The sequence below is a fragment of the Devosia limi DSM 17137 genome, from assembly GCF_900128975.1.
Taxonomy (GTDB): Bacteria; Pseudomonadota; Alphaproteobacteria; order Rhizobiales; family Devosiaceae; genus Devosia; species Devosia limi.
The window spans coordinates 280,859-301,368 of sequence record NZ_FQVC01000006.1; the positions used below are offsets into that span (position 1 = coordinate 280,859).

Here is a 20,510-nt window from a genome sequence, read left to right on the forward strand (position 1 = left end):
GGGAGAGGTGCGGTTGGAGCGGCGTTCCCCGCTGGCCTAGGCCAGCGCCGCCTTTTTGGCGAGCCGGGCCTTGATGCTGGGGACATCGGCGCGGGGCGTGGCGGCGAACAGGGTCTGCGTATAGCTGTGCTGCGGGTTGTTGAAGACCGCATCGCGGGTGCCGTATTCGACCACTTCGCCGAAATACATCACCATGACTTCATCAGCGATGTAACGCACCACGCTGAGATCGTGGCTGATGAACACATAGGTCAGACCGAACTCGTCCTGCAGGTCCTTGAGCAGATTGAGGATCTGCGCCTGCACCGACAGATCGAGCGCCGAAACCGGCTCGTCGAGCACGAGGAAGGACGGGTTGAGCATCAGCGCGCGGGCAATGGCGATGCGCTGGCGCTGGCCGCCCGAGAACATGTGCGGATAGCGGTTGAAGTGCTCGGGCCCGAGGCCAACCTTGATCAGCATGTCCATGGCCTTCTGGCGGCGCTGGTCGGCCGACAGATCGGTATTGAGCAGCAGCGGCTCGGCCAGCACTTCACCGATCTTCTGGCGCGGATTGAGCGAGCCATAGGGATTCTGGAAGACGATCTGCACCTTCTGGCGCATCACCTTGGAGACGCCATGGCTGGCATCGACCTTGTCGCCATCGATCAGGATTTCGCCCGAACTCTGCTGGTCGATCAGGGTGATCATGCGCGCCAGGGTGGACTTGCCGCAGCCGCTTTCGCCCACCACGGCCAGGGTCTTGCCCTTTTGCAGCGTGAAATTGACCGACTTGACGGCATGGACCACCTTGGCGGGGCGGAACAGGCCGCCGGAGCTGACATATTTGCGATTGAGATCGCGGACTTCGAGGACGGGTGTCGTCATTGGGTGCCCCCCAGTTCGGCGGCAAAGTTGAAATCGGACACGGTGGGCAGACGATCCCCCACGGCGTTTTCGGGCAGAGCCGAGAGCAGCGCGCGGGTGTAGTTCGACTTGGGGTTTTCAAACAGGGTCAGCACATCGGCCTCTTCCATCTTGTGACCCTTGTACTGCACGATGACGCGGTCGGCGGTCTCGGCAACCACGCCCATGTCATGGGTGATCATGATCAGGCCCATGCCGGTATCGACCTGCAGCTTCACCAGCAGATCGAGGATCTGTTTCTGGATGGTCACGTCGAGCGCGGTCGTCGGCTCGTCGGCGATCAGCAGCTTGGGATTGCAGGAAATGGCCATGGCGATCATGACGCGCTGGCACTGGCCGCCGCTCATCTGATGGGGGAAAGCCCCCAGGCGTTCGGCGCCATCCTTGATGCCGACCAGATGCAGCAGTTCGACCGTGCGATCGCGGGCGGCGCGACCGCTCAGGCCCATATGCTTGGCCAGCACTTCCTCGATCTGGAAGCCCACCGTGAAGCAGGGATTGAGGCTGGCGACCGGCTCCTGGAAGATCATGGCAATATCCTTGCCGATGATCTTGCGCTTGTCGGCCGGCGACATGGCGAGCAGGTCGAGGCCTTCAAACTCCAGCTTGTCGGCGGTAACCGTGGCAGTGGAGGGCAAGAGCCCCATCACCGCCAGCATGGCCACGGATTTGCCGGACCCCGATTCCCCGACAATGGCCAGGACTTCGCGGGCGTCGACCGCCACATCGATGCCGTCGACGGCCTTGAACAGGCCGGCAGAGGTATCGAAGGAAACGGTCAGGTTCTTGATATCGAGCAGAGCCATGGCGTCAGCTCCTCTTAAGCTTGGGATCGAGAGCGTCGCGCAGGCCGTCGCCCACCAGATTGATCGCCAAGACGGTGATCAGAATGGCCAGGCCCGGGAAGGTGACGATCCAGGGAGCGCTGGTGATGAATTCACGCGCGCTGGCCAGCATGGTGCCCCATTCGGGGGTCGGCGGCTGGGCGCCCATGCCGAGAAAGCCGAGCGCGGCCGCATCGAGAATGGCGTTGGAGAAGGACAGCGTCGCCTGCACGATCAAGGGACCCAGGCAATTGGGCAGGATGGTCTTGAGCATCAGGCGCAAATGGCCGGCACCGGCCATCTTGGCCGAGGTGACGTATTCGCGGTTCTTTTCGGCCATCACCGCGGCACGCACCAGGCGGGCGAAGTGGGGCTGCAGGACCAGCGAAATGGCGAGCATGGCATTGAGCAGGCCCGGCCCCAGAATAGCCACCAGCACCAGGGCCAGCAGCAAGGATGGGAAGGCCAGGATCACGTCCATGACGCGCATGATGACATTGTCGACCCAGCCGCCGAAATAGCCGGCGAGGACGCCCAGCACGATGCCGACGCTGGAGGCGATCGCCACCACGATGGCGCCGATGGAGAGGGAATAGCGCGCGCCATGGATCAGGCGGGAGAGAATGTCGCGCCCCACCTCATCGGTGCCAAGCAGGAAGGCGGTGGAGCCCCCTTCATACCAGAACGGGGGCGCCTTGAAAGAAGCACGGAACTGCTGATCGGGTGGATAGGGCGCGATCCAGGGCGCGAACACGGCGATCAGCACCAGCGCGATGATGACGCCGAGGCCGATGACAGCGCCACGATTGGCGGAGAAATAGTACCAGAACTCGGCCAGACCACTGGTCTTGAGGGCGGAAACCGGCGCGGGGCTATTGGTGATTTCGGTCATGTTACTGCACCCTGATCCGTGGGTTGATGACGGCGTAGAGCACATCGACGATCAGATTGACCGCCATGACGATGCAGGCGATCAGGAACAGGCCGGACTGCACGGCGACATAGTCGCGCTTGAAGATGGAGTCGATCATCCACTTGCCGATGCCCGGCCAGGAGAAAATGGTCTCGGTCAGGATGGCGCCACCCAGCAGCAGGCCCACCTGCAGGCCGATGGTGGTGACCACCGGGATCAGGGCATTGCGCAGGGCGTGGACACTGACGACGCGGCGGCTGGACAGGCCTTTGGCCTTGGCGGTGCGCACGTAATCCTCGCCCAGCACTTCGAGCATGGCCGAGCGGGTCTGGCGGGCAATCACCGCCAGCGGAATGGTGCCCAGAACGACGGCCGGCAGAATCAGATGGCGGAGCGCCGAGACGAAGGCAGGCCAATTGCCATGCAGGAGCGTATCGATCAGCATGAAGCCGGTAATCGGCTTGAGGAAGAAGCTCAGCGCGATGCGGCCGGAAACCGGGGTCCAGCCCAGATAGGCGGAGAAGAACATCATCAGCAGCAGGCCCCACCAGAAGATGGGCATGGAATAGCCGGTGAGCGCGACGCTCATGGCGATCTGGTCGATCCAGGAGCCGCGCTTGACCGCGGCCAGCACGCCGGCGGGAACGCCGACGCCGATGGCAAAGATCATCGCCACCATGGCCAGTTCCACCGTGGCAGGGAACAGGGTCATGAACTCGTTGAGGACGGGGCGCTTGGTGGCCAGCGAGGTGCCGAAATTGCCCTGCAGCAGATTGCCCACATAATTGAAATATTGCTGCCAGATCGGCAGGTTATAGCCGAATTGCTCGCGGAGGATTTCGTAGCGTTCCGGGCTGACGCCGTGTTGGCCGGCCATGGCGAGGATGGGGTCGCCGGGCAGAACGCGGACGAAGGCGAAGGCGCAGATTGAGATGCCGATCAAGGTCGGCACGATGAGCGCCAGTTTGCGCAGGATGTAATTCAGCATTTGCGGGTCATTTACCCCTGTAAGCCGAGCAGCCCCGGCATTGCGGGGCAACGGGCTAAGTTTCCTGAAGTGGCTGGGCGGTTGACGGAGGCCGTTGGCCGGCTCTCATTGCCCTGCTCTTTAAATTGACTGGAGCCCCGGTCCGATAAAAACCGGACCGAGGCTCCTCAATTTGTGTTGATCAACGCTTATTCAGTGACGTCGACGTCCTTGAAGCTGTGATTGCCAAGCGGGCTCATGGTGTAGTTGAGAACGCGCTTGTTCATGGGCATGAAGACCTTGGAATGGGCCAGCGTCAGAGCCGGTTCATCAGCCTTGAAGATGACCTGAGCCTCTTCGTACAGAGCCGTACGTTCGGCCTGGTCGGAGGTGGTCTTGGCCTTCTGGATCAGCGCTTCGAATTCATCGTTGCACCAAGCCGAGTAGTTCGACACGCCGATGGCCGAGCACGAGAACAGGGTGGCGAAGAAGTTATCCGGATCACCATTGTCGCCGGTCCAGCCGATCTGGAACGGACCCTTGCGGTCGGTCTGCTTGCCGCGCTCGCGGTATTCAGTCCACTCGTAGGAGACGATATTGGCGGTGACGCCGATGGCAGCCCAGTCAGCCTGAATGAGTTCAGCAACGCGCTGCGCATTCGGGTTGTAGGGACGCGACACGGGCATGGCCCAGAGGTCAGTGGTCAGGTTGGTAACGCCGGCTTCCTCGAGCAGCTTCTTGGCCGCTTCGGGATCATAGACGTCAGCCGCGATGGAGTCGTTGTAGGACCACATGGTCGGCGGGATCAGGTTCTTGGCGTCCTGGCCAGCACCCTGGTAGACGGCTTCGATGATCGCAGCCTTGTCGACAGCCATCGAGAGCGCCTTGCGCACATTGACGTTGTCGAACGGCGCTTCGGTCACGTTGTAGGACATGTAGCCGATGTTCAGGCCTTCCTGCTCAAGCACGACGAGGTCGTCATTGCCCTGCAGAACGGCGATATCGGCGGGTGCCGGGTAGGGCATGATATCGCATTCGCCGGCGATCAGACGCTGGGCACGCACCGAGGGATCGGTGGTGATGGCGAAGATCAGATCGTCGAGATTGCGCTTGCCATCCCAGTAGTCGGGGAAGGCCTGGTAGCGGATGACGGTGTCGAGCTGGTAATCGACCAGCTGGAACGGGCCGGTGCCCACTGGCTGGGTCGAGAAGGCTGCCAGATCGCCCGAAGCTTCGAGCTGGTCGGCATATTCCTTGGATACGATCGAGGCAAAGTCCATTGCCAGGTTCGCGATCATCGGCGAGTTTGGCTCGTTGAGCACGAACTTGACGGTCAGATCGTCAACGGCGACGATTTCCTTGATGTATTTGGGCATGTCCATGCCCTGGAAATAATCCCAGGTCATGCCATCGAGGTAAGCGAACCAAGGATTATCTTCCTTGTACTGGCGCTCGAAGGTGAAGATCACGTCCGACGCGTTGAGATCGCGGGTCGGGGTGAAATACGAGGTGGTCTGGAACTTGACGCCCGGACGCAGCTTGAAAGTGATCTCAAGGCCATCTTCCGAAACTTCCCAGCTTTCGGCCAGCGCGGGCTCAACCGCGGTACCGCCCGGAACGAATTCTACGAGGCGGTTATAGATGGTGTGCGAGGAGGCGTCGAAATCGTTACCGCCGGTGAGCGGGCCTGGATCGAAATGGGCAGGGGATGCTTCCGAGCAGTAAACCAGCTGTTTGGCCTGGGCTGCGCCCGCAGCCAGCGCCATAATGGCGGTCGCTGTGAGCAGCGTTTTCATCAATTTCATGATTGTTCTCTCCCAAAGATATGTACGCACCCGGTTTGCCAGCCGGGGCTTGGGCGTCAACAAAGCGTAGAATCCAAAATAGCGCAATGGGGAGTTTGACCAATTGGTCAATCCGATGACGCCGGGAACAACTTTCCAAGACTATCGACTGTCGTAGAACGGGGTGTGCACGTCTTGACGTCATCGGCGGGGCGATGATCCATACATGGCATGACCCTAGCCCTCGCCACCATGACCCTGGTTGTCGCCGATTATGACAGCGCAATTGCGTTCTATTGCCAACGCCTGGGATTCACGCTGATCAGCGATACAGCGCTGGATGCAGGCAAACGCTGGGTCGTGGTGGGGCCGGAAGGGGGCGGCGCGCGGCTGCTGCTGGCCCAGGCCGTCGGGCCGACCCAGCAGGCGGCTATCGGCAACCAGACGGGAGGCCGGGTGATGGGCTTTGTCGAAACTGACGATTTTGCCGGTGAACATGCGGCGATGCTGGCGCGCGGCGTGCAGTTTATCGAGGCACCCCGGGATGAGGCCTATGGCCGTGTGGCCGTGTTCATCGACCTTTATGGCAATAAGTGGGACCTGATCGAGCCCAAGGGGTAGACGATGCGCATCAGTCTCATCATCGGCATGCTGCTGGGCGCGGTGCCGGCAATGGCGCAGGAAGCGGGGTGGCATTATTCGCCGCTGCCGGGAGAGGGCGACCGGGCGAGCCTGGGCTGTGCGCTCAATTCGACGCCCGAACAGTTCGCGTGCCTTGCCGCGCGCTGCGAGGATGACTTCAGCACCGGGGTGCATGTGCATACCGGACGGGACGCCGGCGATATCGGGGAATGGCGCATCACCATCGACAAGGAAGATCGCGGATTTACCGCCCTGGCGGACGGAGCGCCCTATGGGGCGCGGATCTCCGGGGACATCGACTGGCTGCTGGATGGATTGCGCCATGGCGCCACGGCCTATCTGCACCCGGTCGAGGGGCCTGCCCTGCCGCTTAATTCCATTCCCCTTTCCGGCTCGCTCCATGCCATCACTACGGCCCTGGCACTGTGCGCGCCGCGTCTGCCGGCCAAGCCCGTCGAACCGAATGCGCGCCCAAGCGTTTAACGTCGAGACCAATCAGGAGAGCCATCATGGACCGTCGCCCGCTCGGACGCAGCGAACTCGTCATCGAACCCCTGGTGCTGGGGGGTAATGTGTTCGGCTGGACGGTCGACCGGGACCAGGGCTTTGCAGTGCTCGACGCCTTTGTCGGCGAGGGCTTTACCGCCATCGACACGGCCGACGTCTATGGCAAGGGCAAGTCGGAGACGATGATCGGCGAATGGCTGAAGGCCCGCGGCAATCGCGAGGGGCTGCATATCTTCACCAAGGTCGGCAGCGAAATGGCGCCGGACAAGAAAGGCCTGAAAGCGGGCTATGTGAAGGAAGCCGTCGAAGCATCGCTGCAGCGGCTGCAGACCGATTATATCGACCTCTACCAGAGCCATAGGCCCGATCCGGAGACACCCCATGAGGAAACGCTGGAGGCCTATGACGGGCTGATCCGGGCCGGCAAGGTGCGGGTGATCGGCTCGTCCAATTTCACCCCGGCAATGATCCGGGCAGCCCATGAAACAGCGGTGATCAAGTCGCTGCCACGCTACGAGACCGAGCAGCCCGAATACAACCTCTATGACCGCAGCACCTATGAGGGCGAATTGCAGGATCTCGCCGTGGCCGAGAATATCGGCATCATCCCCTATTTCAGCCTGGCGGCCGGTTTCCTGACCGGCAAGTACCGCTCGGCGGCCGATTTTGGCAAAAGCCAGCGCGGCGGACGGATGGAGCGCTATCTCAACGACAAGGGCTTCCGGATCCTGAAAGCGCTGGATGCAGTGAGCGCGGCCAATGAGGCGACCCCGGCGGAGGTGTCGCTGGCCTGGCTGGTGGCGCAGAAGGGTGTCAGCGCGCCGATTGCCTCGGCCACCTCGGTGGAGCAGGTCAAGAGCTTGGCCAGGGGCGTCAGGCTGAAGCTGAGCGAGGCGGATCTGCGCACGTTGACGGAGGCGGGGAAATAGGTTCGCGCCGGGGGCCACGGAAAAGCAGATTCCCGCCTGCGCGGGAATGACCTTGTGGGAGGCCTGGGCATCAGTGCGGCAGGACACTGGATCCCGGCTTCGCCGGGATGACAGTTAGTGGGCGGTGGGGCGTGGCGCAGTCAGGCGCCAATGCTCAGCTTACCAGTGAAAATCCGGGCCATTGATGCGGGCGCCGAGGAGGAAGGCGTCGGCGGTGAGGCGGAGGGGGGCGTCGTGGACCTCGCTCTGGTGGGTGTCGAGGAGCACGGCGAAGCGGTCGTAGATGCGCTCATATTCCTCGGAGGGGGCCTCGATGACCACATCGCCATTGACGCGCAGCACGGTGCCGCCCTTTTCCAGCTTCAGCACATCGCCCTTGATGGTCTCGAAGGTGATGGTCCAGATCTCGCCGCTCTCATCGAGCCAGTTGAAGCCGGCAGACATGGTGGGCTGATGCAGCTGGCCGGACTTGAAGGCGATTTCCACATCGACCGGGGTCTGCCGATTGGCCGGGAAGGTCAGCTGGGCGCTTTGCACAAAGACCGGAAACGGCATTACCTTGGTGAAGATCGACAGGGCATTGATGCCGGGATCGCAGACGCCGAAACCACCCGGCTCCCACACCCAATCCTGGCCCGGATGCCATTTGCGCACGCTTTCGCGCCAGTCGATGCGCACGGATGCGACGCCATCGGCGGCGAGCAGATCGCGGGTGCGGTCGACGGCGGTATTGTATTGGGAATGCCAGGTCTGGAACAGCACGCGGTCGAGCCGGCGGGCATGGGCGATAAGATCGTCCAGCTCGGAAATGGTGGTGGTGGGGGGCTTTTCCATCATCACATCCTTGCCGGCATCGAGCGCCTCGCGGACATATTGATGGCGGATACCGGGCGGGGTGCAGATCGACACCAGCGACACATCGGGCAGCGCCGCATAGAGCTCGGCCGGGGTCTTGAACACCGGCACGCCATTATGGCCGAGGCCGCGGGTGGAAACGGTGGCCGCCAGCTCGAAATCATCGGACTTGTCGATCACCGGCAGGTGCTGGTCCTGGGCGATCTTGCCGACGCCGATGACGGCTATTTTGCGCTTGGCCATGAACCGGCTCCCCGTGGTTTTTTGCCGTGAATTTCGGCGGAGATAGAACAGAGACGGATGGCGTCTGCCAAGGGGGCGGGTGGCAGATTGTTGGATTTGGGGGCGGAGGTTCTGCACGCGGAGCTGGAGGAAGGAGATTCCCGCCGGCGCGGGAATGATCTGGTGGGTGGGGCGAGATGCGTGGTCTTCGGCGGGTGCAGCACCCCCACCCCGGCTCTCCCCTCAAGGGGGAGGGTGCGCATCGGGGCTTGCGGGGATCGGAGCAAACCGGGGCGCCCGTCAGGCGGCTGGGGGTTCCCAGAGTTCGATGGGATTGCCTTCGGGATCGGTGATGCGGGCGAAGCGGCCGGTTTCGGGAGTGTCCCATTCGTCGGGGCGGGTTTCGACCGGGATGTCGGCGGCTTGCAGCTGGGTGATCAGCGTGGCGAGGTCATCGACACGGAAATTGATCATCCATTGGCGATTGGCAGGGAAATAGTCCGTATCGGCCGGAAATGGCGCGAAGATGGTGAGGCCGGCCTCCTGCAGCCAGAAGCCGGGGACGCCCAGATGCTGCTCATACCAGGCGGCGAGCGCCGCTGTGTCGCGGGCGCGGAAGAACACGCCGCCAATGCCCAGAGCTTTTGCCACGATCACTCTCCCTAGCGGATGAGGATGGCCCGGAAGTCGTTGACATTGGTGCCGGTGGGGCCGGTGACCAGCAGGTCGCCAATGGCGGCGAAGGCGGAATAGGCGTCGTTGTTGGCCAGCGCCGCCAGGGGATCGATACCGGCCTTGCGCAGCCGCGTCGCCGTGGTGCCATCGCAGAAGGCGCCGGCATTGTCCTCGGAGCCATCAATGCCATCGGTATCGGCGGCAACGGCGGTGATCCCGGCGACGCCATCAATGGCGATGGCAAAGGCCAGGAGGAATTCGGCATTGCGGCCGCCCCGGCCATTGCCGCGCAGGGTCACGGTGGTTTCGCCGCCCGAGAGCAGCACGACGGGCTTGCTGAAGGGGCGGTTGCGCTGGGCGATTTCGCGGGCAATGGCGGCATGAACCTGGGCAACGTCACGCGACTCGCCCTCGATGGCATCGGAGAGAATGGCGGCCTCGATCCCCTGCCCGCGCGCCAGTTCGGCTGCGGCTTCGAGCGAGAGCGCGGCGGAGGCGATGATGCGGACGGAGTTTTCGGCGAGGCGAGGATCATCGGCCTGCGGGGCCGGATGCTCGTCGCCCTCGAACAGCGCCTGGGCGGCAGGCGGCAAGCCCAGGCGATAGAGATTGGCATATTTGCGGGCGAGTTCGCGGGTGCCTGCAATGGGAATGGTGGGGCCGGAGGCGACGATGGCCGGATCATCGCCGGGCACGTCGGACACGACCAGCGTGGCGACGCGGGCGGGACTGGCGCGCAAAGCGAGGCGCCCGCCCTTGATGGTGGAGAACTGATTGCGGATGAGGTTCATCACCGCGATGGGGGCGCCGGAGGCCAGCAGGGCGCGGTTGACGGCCTGTTCGTCATCCAGCGTCAGGCCGGGCGCCGGGGCGGGCAGCAGCGCCGAGCCGCCGCCGGAAATCAGCGCCACCACCAGATCATCATGGGAGAGGCCGGAGACCGCCTCCATGATGCGGCGGGCAGCGAGAAAGCCGGCTTCATCGGGTACCGGATGGGAGGCTTCGACGATCTCGATGCGGTCGCAGGGCTCGGCATAACCATAGCGGGTGACGACGAGACCGGTCAGCGGCCCCTGCCAGGCCAATTCAAAGGCGCGGGCCATTTGTGCCGAGGCCTTGCCGGCGCCGATCACCAATGTGCGGCCCCGCGGCGGGGATGGCAGATTGGCGCGCACGGCCAGCGCGGGCTGGGCCATGGCGACAGCGTGGCGGAACAATGCGTCGAGCAGGGCACGGTCCATGCGGTCTCCGACTTGCGGTTTTGGATTCTCGGGGTTAGCGAGAACGCTGGCAGCCAGCTGCCGCGCCAGTGCGACATTGCCACCAGTCTTAGCGGTTCGGTGCCGCGACAATCAAGAGAGCGGTGGGATAGCGAATCAAAGCGCGCCACCGCACAGTACGGCGACAGCCTGTCACCGTGCTGACACAGGATCGCGTTAGCCGCGGTGCCAAGGAGTTTCCGATGCCCGAACGTTTTGCGATCTATCATGCCCCGTTAGCGACGGGGGCCTTGTGGGAGCGGGCCTCGACCTGGCTGGGTCGGGACGCGGCCAGCGGTGATACGATCGGCGGCGCCGTGGCCGGCATCGATCGCGGGCGCCTGCTGAACCTGACGCAGGCGGCCAACCGCTATGGCTTTCACGCCACGATCAAGGCGCCGATGACGCTGGTGGACGGCGCCAGCCCCGAAATGCTGCACGCGGCCATGACGGCCTTTGCGGCCGAACACGCGCCGGTCAATCTGGGGCGGCTGCAGCTGACACTCTACAAGGGGTTTCTGGCGCTGGTGCCGGAGCGGCCGAGCGAGGCGCTGCAGGACTTTGCCGCCCATGTGGTGGAGAGCTTCGAGCCCTTCCGGGCGCCGATGAGCCACAAGGAGCGGGCCAAGCGCGCCGCCAATGGGCTGTCGCCGCGGCAGGAAGAGCTGCTGGATGCCTATGGCTATCCCTATGTGTTCGAGGAATTCTTCTTTCACATGACGCTGAGCGACCGGCTGGCCGAGGCCGAACAGGACGAGATTTATGCGGCGGCCAAGACCTGGTTTGGTCCGGTGCTCGACCAGGACCTGGTGATCGACAGCCTGTCGCTGTTTGTGGAGCCAGAAAAGGGCGCGCAGTTCCGCCGCCGCGCCGACTTCAGCCTCAACGGGAGCCATTGATGGGCGAGACGGTTTTTCGCAATGCGCGGATCGTGGTCGGGGACAGCATCGTCACCGGATCACTCAAGGTCGAGGACGGGATCATCACCGCCATCGACAGCGGCGTGGCAAAGACCGGCAAGGACATGGATGGGGATTACCTGATCCCCGGGCTGATCGAACTGCATACCGACCATCTGGAGAACCATTATCGCCCGCGCCCCGGCGTGTTCTGGGACCCGACGGCGGCGCTGCACGCCCATGACGTGCAGATCGCCGGATCAGGCATTACCACCGTGTTCGACGCGGTGCGGATCGGCTCGGATGCGGACATGCCCGAAATGGGCCGGCATGTCGACCGACTGGTCAACGCCATCCGCGCCGGGCGGGACGAGGATAGGCTGCGGGTCGAGCATCTGGTGCATCTGCGCTGCGAATTGCCCAGCCACGATGTGGTGGAGCAGTTCGAGGCCTATGCCAGCGATCCGATCACGCGGCTGGCCTCGGTGATGGACCACACGCCGGGGCAGCGGCAATTCCGCTCGCTGGAGGATTACAAGCGCTTCTACCAGGCTGGCCGCACCGCGGCAGAGCTGGAAGCCTTTGTCGCGGCGCGGATGGCCGAGCATGAACGGTATTCGGGACCGAACCGTCGCCATATCGTCAAGCGCGCCAACGACCTTGGGCTGGCGCTGGCCAGCCATGACGACGCGACGCTGGCCCAGGTGGAGGAAGCGGAAGCCGACGGGATCAAGATCGCCGAGTTCCCGACGACGCTGGAGGCGGCCGCCGCGTCGCGCGATGCGGGGATCGCCATTCTGATGGGCGCGCCCAATGTGGTGCGCGGCAAATCCCATACCGGCAATATTTCGGCCACCGATCTGGTGCGAGCAGGGCTGTTGGACATCCTGAGCTCGGACTATGTGCCGTTTGCGCTGCTGCAGGCGGCGTTTGCGCTGCCGGAGCGCGTAGAGACACTAAGCCTGCCACAGGCGCTGGCGCTGGTGACAACCAATCCGGCGCAGGCGGCGGGACTGAATGATCGCGGTGTGATCGCGCCGGGCAAGCGGGCGGATCTGGTGCGGATCGAGGTGATCGGCGGCTCGCCGGTGGTGCGCGGCGTCTGGCGGCAGGGCAAGAGGGTCAGCTGAACCATGAATGCATGCGCGGGCTCGCCCCTGGGGGCGCTGGTGCTGGTGGTGGGGCCCTCGGGGGTTGGCAAGGATACGCTGATATCAGGCGCGCGCACGGCGCTCGAGGCGGACAAACGGTTCGTCTTCGTGCGCCGGGTGGTTACAAGGCGGGCCGATATCGAGCTGGAGGACCATGACAGCATGGACCATCAGCAATTCGCGGCGCTCGAGGCGGCAGGACGATTTGCGCTGAGCTGGGATGCCCACGGCCTGCGGTATGGACTGCCGCTGAGCGTGGATACCGATATCGCGCTGGGCCGGGTGGTGGTCGCCAATGTCTCGCGCCATGTGATCGCCGAAGCGCGGGCGAAATATCCGGCCTGCGCGGTGGTGATGATCTGCGCCGAAATCTCGCTGCGGGCGGAGCGGCTGACCCGACGCGGACGCGAAAGCCGCGATCAGATCACGGCCCGGCTGGCGCGGGAAAGCGCGCCAGTGCCGGCGGGGATCGATCCGATCATCATCGATAATTCAGGATCGCTGGCCATCGGGGTGACTGCCTTTGTCATGGCGCTGCGCAAGATCGCCGACGAGTGAGGCCGAGCCTGCCAGCCGCGGCGTCGCGGGGTTGAAGCCGTCGCAGGGCGAACGACTGCGGCGTCGCAGGGCGAACGACTGCGTCGTCGCAGGGCGAACGACTGCGGCGTCGCAGTGAACCAGATCGGCTTTGGTGCGTTGCACAGTGAGGGGCCCGTTTGGGCTCTTCAAAGCGCCGAACTGCCAGGGGGCAGCGGCGGTGAGCGTCAGGAGCTTTTATGAATCGCAATGGACTCTATCTCGTGATCGGCGTGTTGCTGGTCGCGGTCGTCGCCTTCGGCGTCTACACCTATCAGCAGCAGACACGGCCCGGCATCGAGGTGCGGGTGGATGAACAGGGAATTTCCATCGATGGCAACGGATAGCGAAAGCGGCGCCCCGGCACGGCGCGGCCTCATTGCCGGCGTGATCGGCGCGGAGCTGGAACGGCAGGCCCATGAGGGCGCGCAGCGGGTGGACGTCGACGCGCTGGCCGAAGCCATCGACATGGCGCTGGCGGCCGATGAGCCGATGGCGGCAGACGATGACGAAGGCAAACGGCCCGACGAACTCAACGCCACCAACGACGATTGAGGCGGCGATCCATGCAAAAACCCTCGGGCAGGCCCGGGGGTATTTTTTGGCTAGGCGGCTGGCCCACCATGGGCGCGGACGGCAGCCATCGCGGCGATGCGGGCCTTCTCGACGGTGTCGAACTGCTGTCCATCGATCGCGAAAGCCGGCAGGCGCACGGCGAGAAAACGGAAACCGTTTTCATTGGGCACGACAACGCCCTGGGGCTCGCCGCCCACGGCAATGACAATTGGCTTTAGGGCCCTCGCCCGATTGAGACTATTTTCCTGCATAGGTGGAAGCTCCACTTGTGCGTGGCAGCATGAACTGGCGCGGAATCAGAATTGGTTGGCGCGATCATGCCGGCACACTGGGGGGTCTATCGATCTTGTGAGACAAACGAGTGACGGAGGTCACATTCGTTTAGAGCGACAAGTCCCTTGCCAGAGTTTGGCAGCGTGCAGGTCAATAAGTCGTACTACACTCGAACACCGGGCATGGATGGCTGGGGTCAGCGATGGGATCATCTTCAGGCCTCTCCTGCTGCGAGTGAACGGGCAGCGGGCCGGACGGGCGTCCGGCGCGATGAGGCGAAGATAGGCGAGGCTCGACGCAAACGCCAGTGCCCCAGACACCGTCAAAGTGCGATTTAATGAAAAACCCTGCTCGACTTTCGGCTCAATCGAGAATCATGACAGTTGTATTCATGATTTATTTCGATGCTGCCCCGGCCCTGCGCCGTTGGTCGCGCTTGAACTGAGCGGGACAATCTGGTGTGGTCTCGCTCCAGTTCAGCATTGCCGGCCCGAAAGCGGCCGGTTCCAGAGGAATATCAGTGTCCGAAGACGACATTCCACCAGCGCCGCGCCCCAAGCGCGGCGTCAAACCGTCCGGCAAACCGACGCTCAGAACCATTGCGGAGATGACCGGGTTTGCGATCACCACCATTTCGCGCGCGCTCAACAATGCGCCGGAGCTGTCGCAGGATACCCGCGACCGGGTGCAGAAGATCGCCGCCGAAATCGGCTACCTGCCCGACCGCGCAGCGCTGCGGCTCAAGACCGGGCGGACCAATGTGATCTCGCTGGTGCTGGAACCCGACGAGCAAATCTATGGTTTCGGCTCGTCGCTGGTGAGCGGGCTGACCGAGGCGATGCGTGACACCGCCTATCATCTCGTCATCATGCCGCAATTCCGCAATGTGCAGCCGATCGAGCCGATCCGTCACATCGTGCGCAACCGCATGGCCGACGGGGTGATCTTTTCCAAGGCCGAGGCGTTCGACGAGCGCATCCGCTTCCTGATCGACAGTGACTTTCCGTTTGTGACCCATGGGCGCAGCAGCTGGCCCGACCCGCATCCCTCGGTCGATTTCGACAACGAAGCCTTTGCCTATGGGGCCGTCAAGCGCCTGGTCGAGAAGGGCTGCACGCGCATCACCATGGTGTCGCCCGAAAGCGCCCTGACCTATAGCGACCACCTGCGCACCGGCTTCCTGCGTGCGGCCAATGAGGCCGGGATTGCCCATGACGTGGCCGCCGACGTGAACCTCTCGAGCCCGACCGACGCGATCCGCAACTATGTGATCAAGCGCTCCAAACGCCCCGATGCCCCCGATGGCTATGTGTGCACCAGCGAGATTTCGGCGCTGGCGGTGATTGGCGGGCTGACCGATGCCGGCCGCGTGGTCGGCCAGACGGCGCATGTGGTGACCAAGCAGGCGTCGCCGCTCTTCGCGCAGTTCCAGCCGGGCGCCGAGACGGTGTTCGAGGATTTTGTGAAGGCAGGCCAGCATCTGGGGGCGCTGCTGCTGCGCCGGATCGCCGGGGAAGGCCCGGAGGGGCTGCAATACCTGGATGCGCCGAAATTCGAGTGGCAGTAGCGCAACCGCTGTCGGGGGGCGGCTTTGCTGAGCGAAGCTGGATTACCCGGCACGCGATCTGCACAGCGGGCCATAGCCACAGAGTCATTCCGGCGTAGGCCGGAATCCATGCTGTGTCCTGTCAATGCGCTGGATGGCCTTCAGCATGGATCCCGGCCTGCGCCGGGATGACTCAGTGGGTGGGGCAAGATGGTGCCGCAGGAGCGAGTTCGCCCCTGCGCCTCTATGACCTGCCCTTAGCCTTCGAGTTCTTCGCGGAGCATTTCGAGTTCGAGCCATTGCTCCTCGGCCTTGGCGCGTTTGGCTTCGGTGGCGGTGAGCAGTTTTGACTTTTCGGCGAAGGCGTCGGGGTTCTGGGTGTAGAGCTTGGGATCCCCCAGGGCGGCGGTGAGGGTCTTGATCTCGGTTTCGAATTTTTCGATCTGCTTGGGCAGCGTTTCCAGCGCGTGCTTTTCCTTGAAGCTCATCTTGCGCTTGCTGGTTGCCGCCGTGGTCTGGGCCAGCGAGGTTTTGCCGGCGCGATGGGTCTTGGTGATCGCCTCGCGGGCGTTGACGCCTTCGCCGCGCTGAATGACCATGTCGGAATAGCCACCGGCATATTCCTGCCAGAGCCCATTGCCCTCGGCGATGATGATCGAGGTGGCGACGCGGTCGAGGAAGTCACGATCGTGGCTGACGACGATGACGGTGCCCGAATAGTCGGAGACCATCTCTTCGAGCAGATCGAGCGTTTCGAGATCGAGATCATTGGTCGGCTCGTCCAGCACCAGAAAGTTGGATGGCAGGGACAGGGCATGGGCGAGCATGACGCGGGCGCGTTCGCCGCCCGACAGCTTGCCGATCGGGGTATTGGCCTGCTCGGGCGTGAACAGGAAATCCTTCATATAGCCAATGACGTGGCGGCCTTCGCCGTTCACATAGATGGTGTCGCTGCCGCCGCCGGTCAGCGCATCCCGGAGCCGCGTTTCAGGCAGGAGCTTGGCGCGGCCCTGATCGAGCATGGCCAGTTCCAGCGCCGAGCCGAGCTTGATTTTGCCGCTATCGGGCGGAAGAATGCCGGTCAGCATCTTGATCAGCGTCGACTTGCCGGCGCCGTTTGGCCCGACAATGCCGATCCGGTCGCCGCGCAGAACGCGGGTTGAAAAGTCGTTGACGATCATGCGGTCGCCGAACGCCTTGACGATGTTCTCGGCCTCAACCACCAGCGCGCCGGAGGTGCGGCCTTCCGAGACGACCATGTTGACGCCGCCGGTGACGCGGCGTTGTTCGCGCCGGTCCTGGCGCAGATTGCCCAGCCGTTCGAGGCGGCCGACATTGCGCTTGCGGCGGGCGGTGACGCCGTAACGCAGCCAATGCTCTTCGCGCACGATCTGGCGGTCGAGCTTGTGGCGATCGCGCTCTTCTTCTTCCAGCACGGTATCGCGCCAGCCTTCAAAGGCAGAAAAGCCCTTGTCGAGGCGGCGCGTCACGCCGCGATCCAGCCAGACGGTGGCGCGGGTCAGATCGGAGAGGAAGCGCCGGTCATGGCTGATCAGCACCATGGCCGAGCGCATGGAATTGAGTTCGGCCTGCAGCCATTCGATCGCCGGCAGGTCGAGATGGTTGGTCGGCTCGTCGAGCAGCAGCACATCGGGCTTGGGGGCCAGTACGCGCGCCAGGGCAGCGCGGCGGCCTTCCCCACCCGACAGGTTCTTGGGGTCTTCCTCGCCGGTCAGGCCCAGCGAATGCAAGAGATATTGCGCACGATACTCGTCATCGCCAGGCCCGAGGCCGGCTTCGACATAGGCGAGCGTGGTCGCATAAGCCGACAGATCGGGCTCCTGCGGCAGGTAGCGCACGGTGGCACTGGGTTCGACGAAGCGCAGGCCGCCATCGTGCTGGACATCGCCGGCGGCGATCTTGAGCAGGGTGGACTTGCCCGAACCGTTGCGGCCGACCAAAGCAATGCGCTGGCCGGGCGAGACGATCAGTTCGGCGCTTTCGAGCAGCGTCGTGCCGCCAAAGGTCAAATGAATATTTTGCAGCGAAAGAAGAGGTGCAGCGGCCATGGGGCTTCCGTGGGGGTCAGCGGCAGAACCGCAGGTCGTGGTGGTCGCATCGCTTTCGCGAAAAACCGGCAGGCGCCGCGTGGCGCCCTACTCGGCGGGATAGACCATAGAGCGGGGTAGAGATCAATGCAGACAGCAAAAGGCTGGTCAGGGCGTTGAGGACCCTGACCAGCCCGGGGAGACGGTAGCAGCAAGCCCCGTCGTTCCACTCGCGCCGCCGGCCAGAGATTGTCTGGGCTGTTCGCCATGGCAATGCCGGGGCGGCGTCGGTTGATGACGGGAGATAATCACAGGTTAATATGAGTGTCAAACTCATATTTGAGTCTATTGGGTGCTGCGGGCGCTAGTGAGCGGGGGCCATTTCGTCCACGGCCACCTGCAGGCCCAGCCGTTCGCGCAGCGAGCGCTTCTTGCTGGCCAGATCGGCAATGGTGTAGCCATCGAGCACGGTGAAGAAGGCGCCCAGCGCCTCGCGCAACGCGCCATTGAGATCGCATTCACCGATCAGCGGGCAATCGGCACCATCCTCGAAACATTCGGCCAGGGCGAAGTTCTCTTCGGTCAGGCGGATGGTTTCGAGCAGGGTGATATCGGCTGCCGGCTTGCCCAGGCGAATGCCGCCATGACGGCCGCGCACCGTTTCAATCAGGCCGTTTTCAACCAGCGGCTTGATCAGCTTGAACAGGAAGAGCTCAGAAATGCCATAGGCCCTGGCGATATCGGCAACGCGGCTAAGGCCAGGCTGATTGACGGCGCAATAGACCAGGGCGCGGATGGCATAGTTGGACTGACGCGTAAGTCTCACTTTGAACCTTTCTCCGGCGCAGCGAGATCATCGCGGCCGCACTGCTTGGGAATCACCGGTTTGGCCGAGACCGCCTCGGGATGAAACATCCAGGCATTCCGTCGGATTCGGCTTGTTGACCCTCTATAGAATGGCTGGCAGCTTATAACCATTCTAAAAGATGTCAACTAAAGTTGAATGATCTGATCATATTTGTTGCCCACGGCTAAAGCTGGACAGCGCCTTAAATTCTTTTTATGAATTTAAGGGGGTCAAGGAGCAGCCAGACGTGACCAAGACGACTACACGCGCCATGCTATGCGACGCGGTCGCTGACCGGACCGGCCTGAGCAAGGCCGACATTGCCATGATCAGCGAAGCCATGTTCATGCTGATGCGCGATGCCTTGATGGCAGGCGAGAACGTCAAGCTGACCGGCTTTGGTTCGCTGCAGCTGCGCGAACGGGCCGGCCGCGTCGGCCGCAATCCGCGTACCGGTGTCGAATACAACATCACCCCGCGCCAGACCGTGGCCTTTACGCCGAGCGCCCATCTGCGCGCGGCACTGGACCGGCTGCCGGGGAGCGACCCATCAGCCGGCAAGGTCCGCCAGCGTGCGTGAAAAATAGCGCCGGAACAGCGGCAATTCAGCTGCGCCAATGGCGGGCGCCAACGGCCCGAGATGACCGGCCAGCACCTGGGGCGGCGTGTAGGAGGCAATCGGCAACGCCGCCAGTTCCAGCTCGAGCCGCGCCACCAGCCGCTGCAGGACCGGACGCGGCACAATGCCGTCAATAACCACGAGCCCGCTTTCGATCACCGCCGTGGTATTGAACACCACCTTGGCCAGTGCCTTGGCGGCACTTTCGATCCAGGCCTCCAGCACCGGACCGAAACTGTCCCAGTCCCAATCAGCGACGAGGCCCTTGCCGACCGTGAAGCCGGCGGCCAGCAACTGGCGCTCCAGCGCGGTGATCGAGGCCACGAGATGGGCGACCTGAGGCTGGCCATCGGCATCGCCGACCAGCATGGATCCCAGATTGGCGGAATTGCCGGTGGGCCCCTCCCACAGGGTGCCCTCCCCCACAATGCCGGCAGCGATATAGCGCGACAGCATGAAATAGATGAAATTGCCCGGACGCGGGCGTGGGAAGGCAATCAGCTCGGCCCAGCAGGCGGCATTGCCGTCATTGATCAGCGTGACATCGAAACCGGTGCGTTCATTGAGCTCGGCCATCACATTGACATCGCGCCACAGCCGGACCTGCTCGGCCGGCGCGTCGACCAGATCGAGATTGGACCAGAGATTGGTCGGCATGGCGACGCCGAAATCGCCGATCCGCGCATGCTGCTCCAGCGTCAGCTCCTCGACCAGATCGCGCACCGCATCGGCGATGACATCGAAAATGGTCGACGCATCGGGATAGTCGTAGTCGAGATGAAAATGGCCGAGCACGTCGCCGACCAGATTGACCAGCAGCACATCGAGATGACGCCAGCCGATCTCGCAGCCGATGGAAAAGGCCCCATCGCCGCGCATGAAAATCGGCGTGGCGGGCTGACCGCGCCGACCGCGCAGCACGTCCCCACGCAGGATCAACCCGGCGCGCTCGATATCGGACAGGATCGCCGAAACCGTCTGCGGGGCCAGGCCGGACAGCCGGGCGATATCGGCATTGGATACGCCGGGGTTAAACCCAACCAGGGTCAAGACGGCACGCTCGTTGGCGCGGCGCAAACCATGATGTTGCAGGCCACGCCCACCAGCATCGAAAATATCGCGCGGCGGCTCAGAAGTAGACGACATAACAATAATCCCGCAGTGCACGCCGGTTATACCGGCGCGATTTTCCAGGGCAGCAAGCCAACGCCGCAGATCCAAAAAACGGATTCCGTTGGACGGCGGGACATTGGCGCAGGGTTCGAAGGCAATGTGATTCGACAAGTAATGGGGGCGATCATGTCAAACGCTCCCAAATCGGCCAAGCCCTCCTTCTCCCTGCTTGCGCGGGGAGAAGCGGATTTTCGGCGAGGCGGGTCAATTGGGATATCTTCAGAAAGCGCAGCAACCGGGCCAAGCCGGTGCCTTGTTTTGACGCCGCAGTACGCGCGCGACGCCTACCGGCGCGCGGGGGCGACGCCTACCGGCGCGC

General features: G+C 63.4%; 22 protein-coding genes. 10 read left to right on the forward strand and 12 right to left on the reverse strand.

What is annotated here, in order from left to right:
* Window positions 1-36 precede the first annotated feature (36 nt).
* The 5 genes from BUA69_RS11825 to BUA69_RS11845 form a co-directional block, all read right to left on the reverse strand.
* Window positions 37-867 (reverse strand): dipeptide ABC transporter ATP-binding protein, encoded by an 831-nt coding sequence (locus tag BUA69_RS11825; protein WP_046133392.1) that lies wholly within the window; start codon window positions 865-867, stop codon window positions 37-39.
* Window positions 864-1,712, reverse strand: a complete 849-nt coding sequence (locus BUA69_RS11830) for an ABC transporter ATP-binding protein (protein WP_052950300.1) — start codon at window positions 1,710-1,712, stop codon at window positions 864-866. The genes BUA69_RS11825 and BUA69_RS11830 overlap by 4 nt, the downstream gene beginning before the upstream one ends.
* A 4-nt stretch (window positions 1,713-1,716) precedes the next feature.
* Window positions 1,717-2,622: an ABC transporter permease subunit gene (locus tag BUA69_RS11835; RefSeq protein WP_046133393.1), complete on the reverse strand. Its 906-nt coding sequence runs from the start codon at window positions 2,620-2,622 to the stop codon at window positions 1,717-1,719.
* 1 nt (window position 2,623) lies between these two features.
* A complete protein-coding gene (locus tag BUA69_RS11840) occupies window positions 2,624-3,631 on the reverse strand; it encodes an ABC transporter permease subunit (RefSeq protein WP_046133394.1) in 1,008 nt (335 codons plus the stop codon).
* Between the two features lie 188 nt (window positions 3,632-3,819).
* Window positions 3,820-5,415, reverse strand: coding sequence for an ABC transporter substrate-binding protein (locus BUA69_RS11845; RefSeq protein WP_046133395.1), 1,596 nt, complete (start codon window positions 5,413-5,415; stop codon window positions 3,820-3,822).
* Between the two features lie 210 nt (window positions 5,416-5,625).
* Between BUA69_RS11845 and BUA69_RS11850 the strand changes: the two genes are divergently transcribed.
* From BUA69_RS11850 to BUA69_RS11860, 3 genes are read left to right on the forward strand one after another with little or no spacing between them, the layout of a single operon-like run.
* Entirely contained in the window at window positions 5,626-6,015 is a 390-nt protein-coding gene (locus BUA69_RS11850; protein ID WP_046133396.1) for a VOC family protein, read from the forward strand.
* A 3-nt stretch (window positions 6,016-6,018) separates the two neighbouring features.
* Window positions 6,019-6,519 (forward strand): hypothetical protein, encoded by a 501-nt coding sequence (locus BUA69_RS11855; protein ID WP_046133397.1) that lies wholly within the window; start codon window positions 6,019-6,021, stop codon window positions 6,517-6,519.
* A gap of 26 nt (window positions 6,520-6,545) precedes the next feature.
* The gene (locus tag BUA69_RS11860; protein ID WP_046133398.1) at window positions 6,546-7,472 is read left to right on the forward strand and encodes an aldo/keto reductase; all 927 of its coding nucleotides are present in this window, start codon (window positions 6,546-6,548) and stop codon (window positions 7,470-7,472) included.
* Between the two features lie 159 nt (window positions 7,473-7,631).
* Here BUA69_RS11860 and BUA69_RS11865 read toward each other — a convergent pair whose 3' ends face one another.
* From BUA69_RS11865 to BUA69_RS11875, 3 genes are all read right to left on the reverse strand, one after another.
* Window positions 7,632-8,570 (reverse strand): Gfo/Idh/MocA family protein, encoded by a 939-nt coding sequence (locus BUA69_RS11865; protein WP_046133399.1) that lies wholly within the window; start codon window positions 8,568-8,570, stop codon window positions 7,632-7,634.
* Window positions 8,571-8,849: 279 nt separating this feature from the next.
* Window positions 8,850-9,200 (reverse strand): VOC family protein, encoded by a 351-nt coding sequence (locus tag BUA69_RS11870; protein WP_046133400.1) that lies wholly within the window; start codon window positions 9,198-9,200, stop codon window positions 8,850-8,852.
* 11 nt (window positions 9,201-9,211) lie between these two features.
* The gene (locus tag BUA69_RS11875; protein ID WP_046133401.1) at window positions 9,212-10,465 is read right to left on the reverse strand and encodes a glycerate kinase type-2 family protein; all 1,254 of its coding nucleotides are present in this window, start codon (window positions 10,463-10,465) and stop codon (window positions 9,212-9,214) included.
* A 221-nt stretch (window positions 10,466-10,686) separates the two neighbouring features.
* Here BUA69_RS11875 and BUA69_RS11880 point away from each other — a divergent pair, with 221 nt between their 5' ends.
* The 5 genes from BUA69_RS11880 (at window position 10,687) to BUA69_RS11895 (ending at window position 13,664) form a co-directional block, all read left to right on the forward strand.
* Window positions 10,687-11,382, forward strand: coding sequence for a DUF1045 domain-containing protein (locus tag BUA69_RS11880; protein ID WP_046133402.1), 696 nt, complete (start codon window positions 10,687-10,689; stop codon window positions 11,380-11,382).
* Window positions 11,382-12,512, forward strand: a complete 1,131-nt coding sequence (locus BUA69_RS11885; RefSeq protein WP_046133403.1) for an alpha-D-ribose 1-methylphosphonate 5-triphosphate diphosphatase — start codon at window positions 11,382-11,384, stop codon at window positions 12,510-12,512. Before BUA69_RS11880 ends, BUA69_RS11885 begins: the two co-directional genes overlap by 1 nt.
* A 3-nt stretch (window positions 12,513-12,515) precedes the next feature.
* Window positions 12,516-13,091 (forward strand): phosphonate metabolism protein/1,5-bisphosphokinase (PRPP-forming) PhnN, encoded by a 576-nt coding sequence (gene phnN, locus BUA69_RS11890; protein WP_046133404.1) that lies wholly within the window; start codon window positions 12,516-12,518, stop codon window positions 13,089-13,091.
* A gap of 218 nt (window positions 13,092-13,309) precedes the next feature.
* Window positions 13,310-13,456, forward strand: a complete 147-nt coding sequence (locus tag BUA69_RS20975) for a hypothetical protein (protein WP_046133405.1) — start codon at window positions 13,310-13,312, stop codon at window positions 13,454-13,456.
* Complete coding sequence (locus tag BUA69_RS11895) at window positions 13,443-13,664, forward strand: hypothetical protein (protein ID WP_046133406.1); 222 nt, start codon at window positions 13,443-13,445, stop codon at window positions 13,662-13,664. Before BUA69_RS20975 ends, BUA69_RS11895 begins: the two co-directional genes overlap by 14 nt.
* Before the next feature lie 50 nt (window positions 13,665-13,714).
* On the opposite strand, the gene BUA69_RS11900 is transcribed toward BUA69_RS11895, so the two are convergent.
* On the reverse strand, window positions 13,715-13,936 hold the full coding sequence (locus BUA69_RS11900) for a hypothetical protein (RefSeq protein WP_046133407.1): 222 nt from the start codon (window positions 13,934-13,936) through the stop codon (window positions 13,715-13,717).
* Window positions 13,937-14,478: 542 nt separating this feature from the next.
* On the opposite strand from BUA69_RS11900, the gene BUA69_RS11905 reads away from it, so the two are divergent.
* Window positions 14,479-15,525: a LacI family transcriptional regulator gene (locus BUA69_RS11905; protein WP_046133408.1), complete on the forward strand. Its 1,047-nt coding sequence runs from the start codon at window positions 14,479-14,481 to the stop codon at window positions 15,523-15,525.
* Between the two features lie 236 nt (window positions 15,526-15,761).
* Here the strand turns inward: BUA69_RS11905 and BUA69_RS11910 are convergent, their stop codons facing one another.
* On the reverse strand, window positions 15,762-17,573 hold the full coding sequence (locus BUA69_RS11910; RefSeq protein WP_046133409.1) for an ABC-F family ATP-binding cassette domain-containing protein: 1,812 nt from the start codon (window positions 17,571-17,573) through the stop codon (window positions 15,762-15,764).
* Between the two features lie 343 nt (window positions 17,574-17,916).
* Entirely contained in the window at window positions 17,917-18,378 is a 462-nt protein-coding gene (gene rirA / locus BUA69_RS11915) for an iron-responsive transcriptional regulator RirA (protein ID WP_046133410.1), read from the reverse strand.
* Between the two features lie 268 nt (window positions 18,379-18,646).
* Here rirA and BUA69_RS11920 point away from each other — a divergent pair, with 268 nt between their 5' ends.
* Entirely contained in the window at window positions 18,647-18,979 is a 333-nt protein-coding gene (locus BUA69_RS11920; protein ID WP_244468668.1) for an integration host factor subunit alpha, read from the forward strand.
* Here the strand turns inward: BUA69_RS11920 and BUA69_RS11925 are convergent.
* Window positions 18,950-20,164, reverse strand: a complete 1,215-nt coding sequence (locus BUA69_RS11925) for an ROK family transcriptional regulator (protein ID WP_143154499.1) — start codon at window positions 20,162-20,164, stop codon at window positions 18,950-18,952. The genes BUA69_RS11920 and BUA69_RS11925 overlap by 30 nt on opposite strands.
* Window positions 20,165-20,510 lie beyond the last annotated feature (346 nt).

Coding starts and splice junctions, on each gene's coding strand:
- BUA69_RS11825 (WP_046133392.1), bottom strand. CDS start 867: ATGACGACACCCGTCCTCGAAGTCCGCGATCTCAATCGCAAATATGTC.
- BUA69_RS11830 (WP_052950300.1), bottom strand. CDS start 1,712: ATGGCTCTGCTCGATATCAAGAACCTGACCGTTTCCTTCGATACCTCT.
- BUA69_RS11835 (WP_046133393.1), bottom strand. CDS start 2,622: ATGACCGAAATCACCAATAGCCCCGCGCCGGTTTCCGCCCTCAAGACC.
- BUA69_RS11840 (WP_046133394.1), bottom strand. CDS start 3,631: ATGCTGAATTACATCCTGCGCAAACTGGCGCTCATCGTGCCGACCTTG.
- BUA69_RS11845 (WP_046133395.1), bottom strand. CDS start 5,415: ATGAAATTGATGAAAACGCTGCTCACAGCGACCGCCATTATGGCGCTG.
- BUA69_RS11850 (WP_046133396.1), top strand. CDS start 5,626: ATGACCCTAGCCCTCGCCACCATGACCCTGGTTGTCGCCGATTATGAC.
- BUA69_RS11855 (WP_046133397.1), top strand. CDS start 6,019: ATGCGCATCAGTCTCATCATCGGCATGCTGCTGGGCGCGGTGCCGGCA.
- BUA69_RS11860 (WP_046133398.1), top strand. CDS start 6,546: ATGGACCGTCGCCCGCTCGGACGCAGCGAACTCGTCATCGAACCCCTG.
- BUA69_RS11865 (WP_046133399.1), bottom strand. CDS start 8,570: ATGGCCAAGCGCAAAATAGCCGTCATCGGCGTCGGCAAGATCGCCCAG.
- BUA69_RS11875 (WP_046133401.1), bottom strand. CDS start 10,465: ATGGACCGTGCCCTGCTCGACGCATTGTTCCGCCACGCTGTCGCCATG.
- BUA69_RS11880 (WP_046133402.1), top strand. CDS start 10,687: ATGCCCGAACGTTTTGCGATCTATCATGCCCCGTTAGCGACGGGGGCC.
- BUA69_RS11885 (WP_046133403.1), top strand. CDS start 11,382: ATGGGCGAGACGGTTTTTCGCAATGCGCGGATCGTGGTCGGGGACAGC.
- phnN (WP_046133404.1), top strand. CDS start 12,516: ATGAATGCATGCGCGGGCTCGCCCCTGGGGGCGCTGGTGCTGGTGGTG.
- BUA69_RS20975 (WP_046133405.1), top strand. CDS start 13,310: ATGAATCGCAATGGACTCTATCTCGTGATCGGCGTGTTGCTGGTCGCG.
- BUA69_RS11895 (WP_046133406.1), top strand. CDS start 13,443: ATGGCAACGGATAGCGAAAGCGGCGCCCCGGCACGGCGCGGCCTCATT.
- BUA69_RS11900 (WP_046133407.1), bottom strand. CDS start 13,936: ATGCAGGAAAATAGTCTCAATCGGGCGAGGGCCCTAAAGCCAATTGTC.
- BUA69_RS11910 (WP_046133409.1), bottom strand. CDS start 17,573: ATGGCCGCTGCACCTCTTCTTTCGCTGCAAAATATTCATTTGACCTTT.
- BUA69_RS11925 (WP_143154499.1), bottom strand. CDS start 20,164: ATGTCGTCTACTTCTGAGCCGCCGCGCGATATTTTCGATGCTGGTGGG.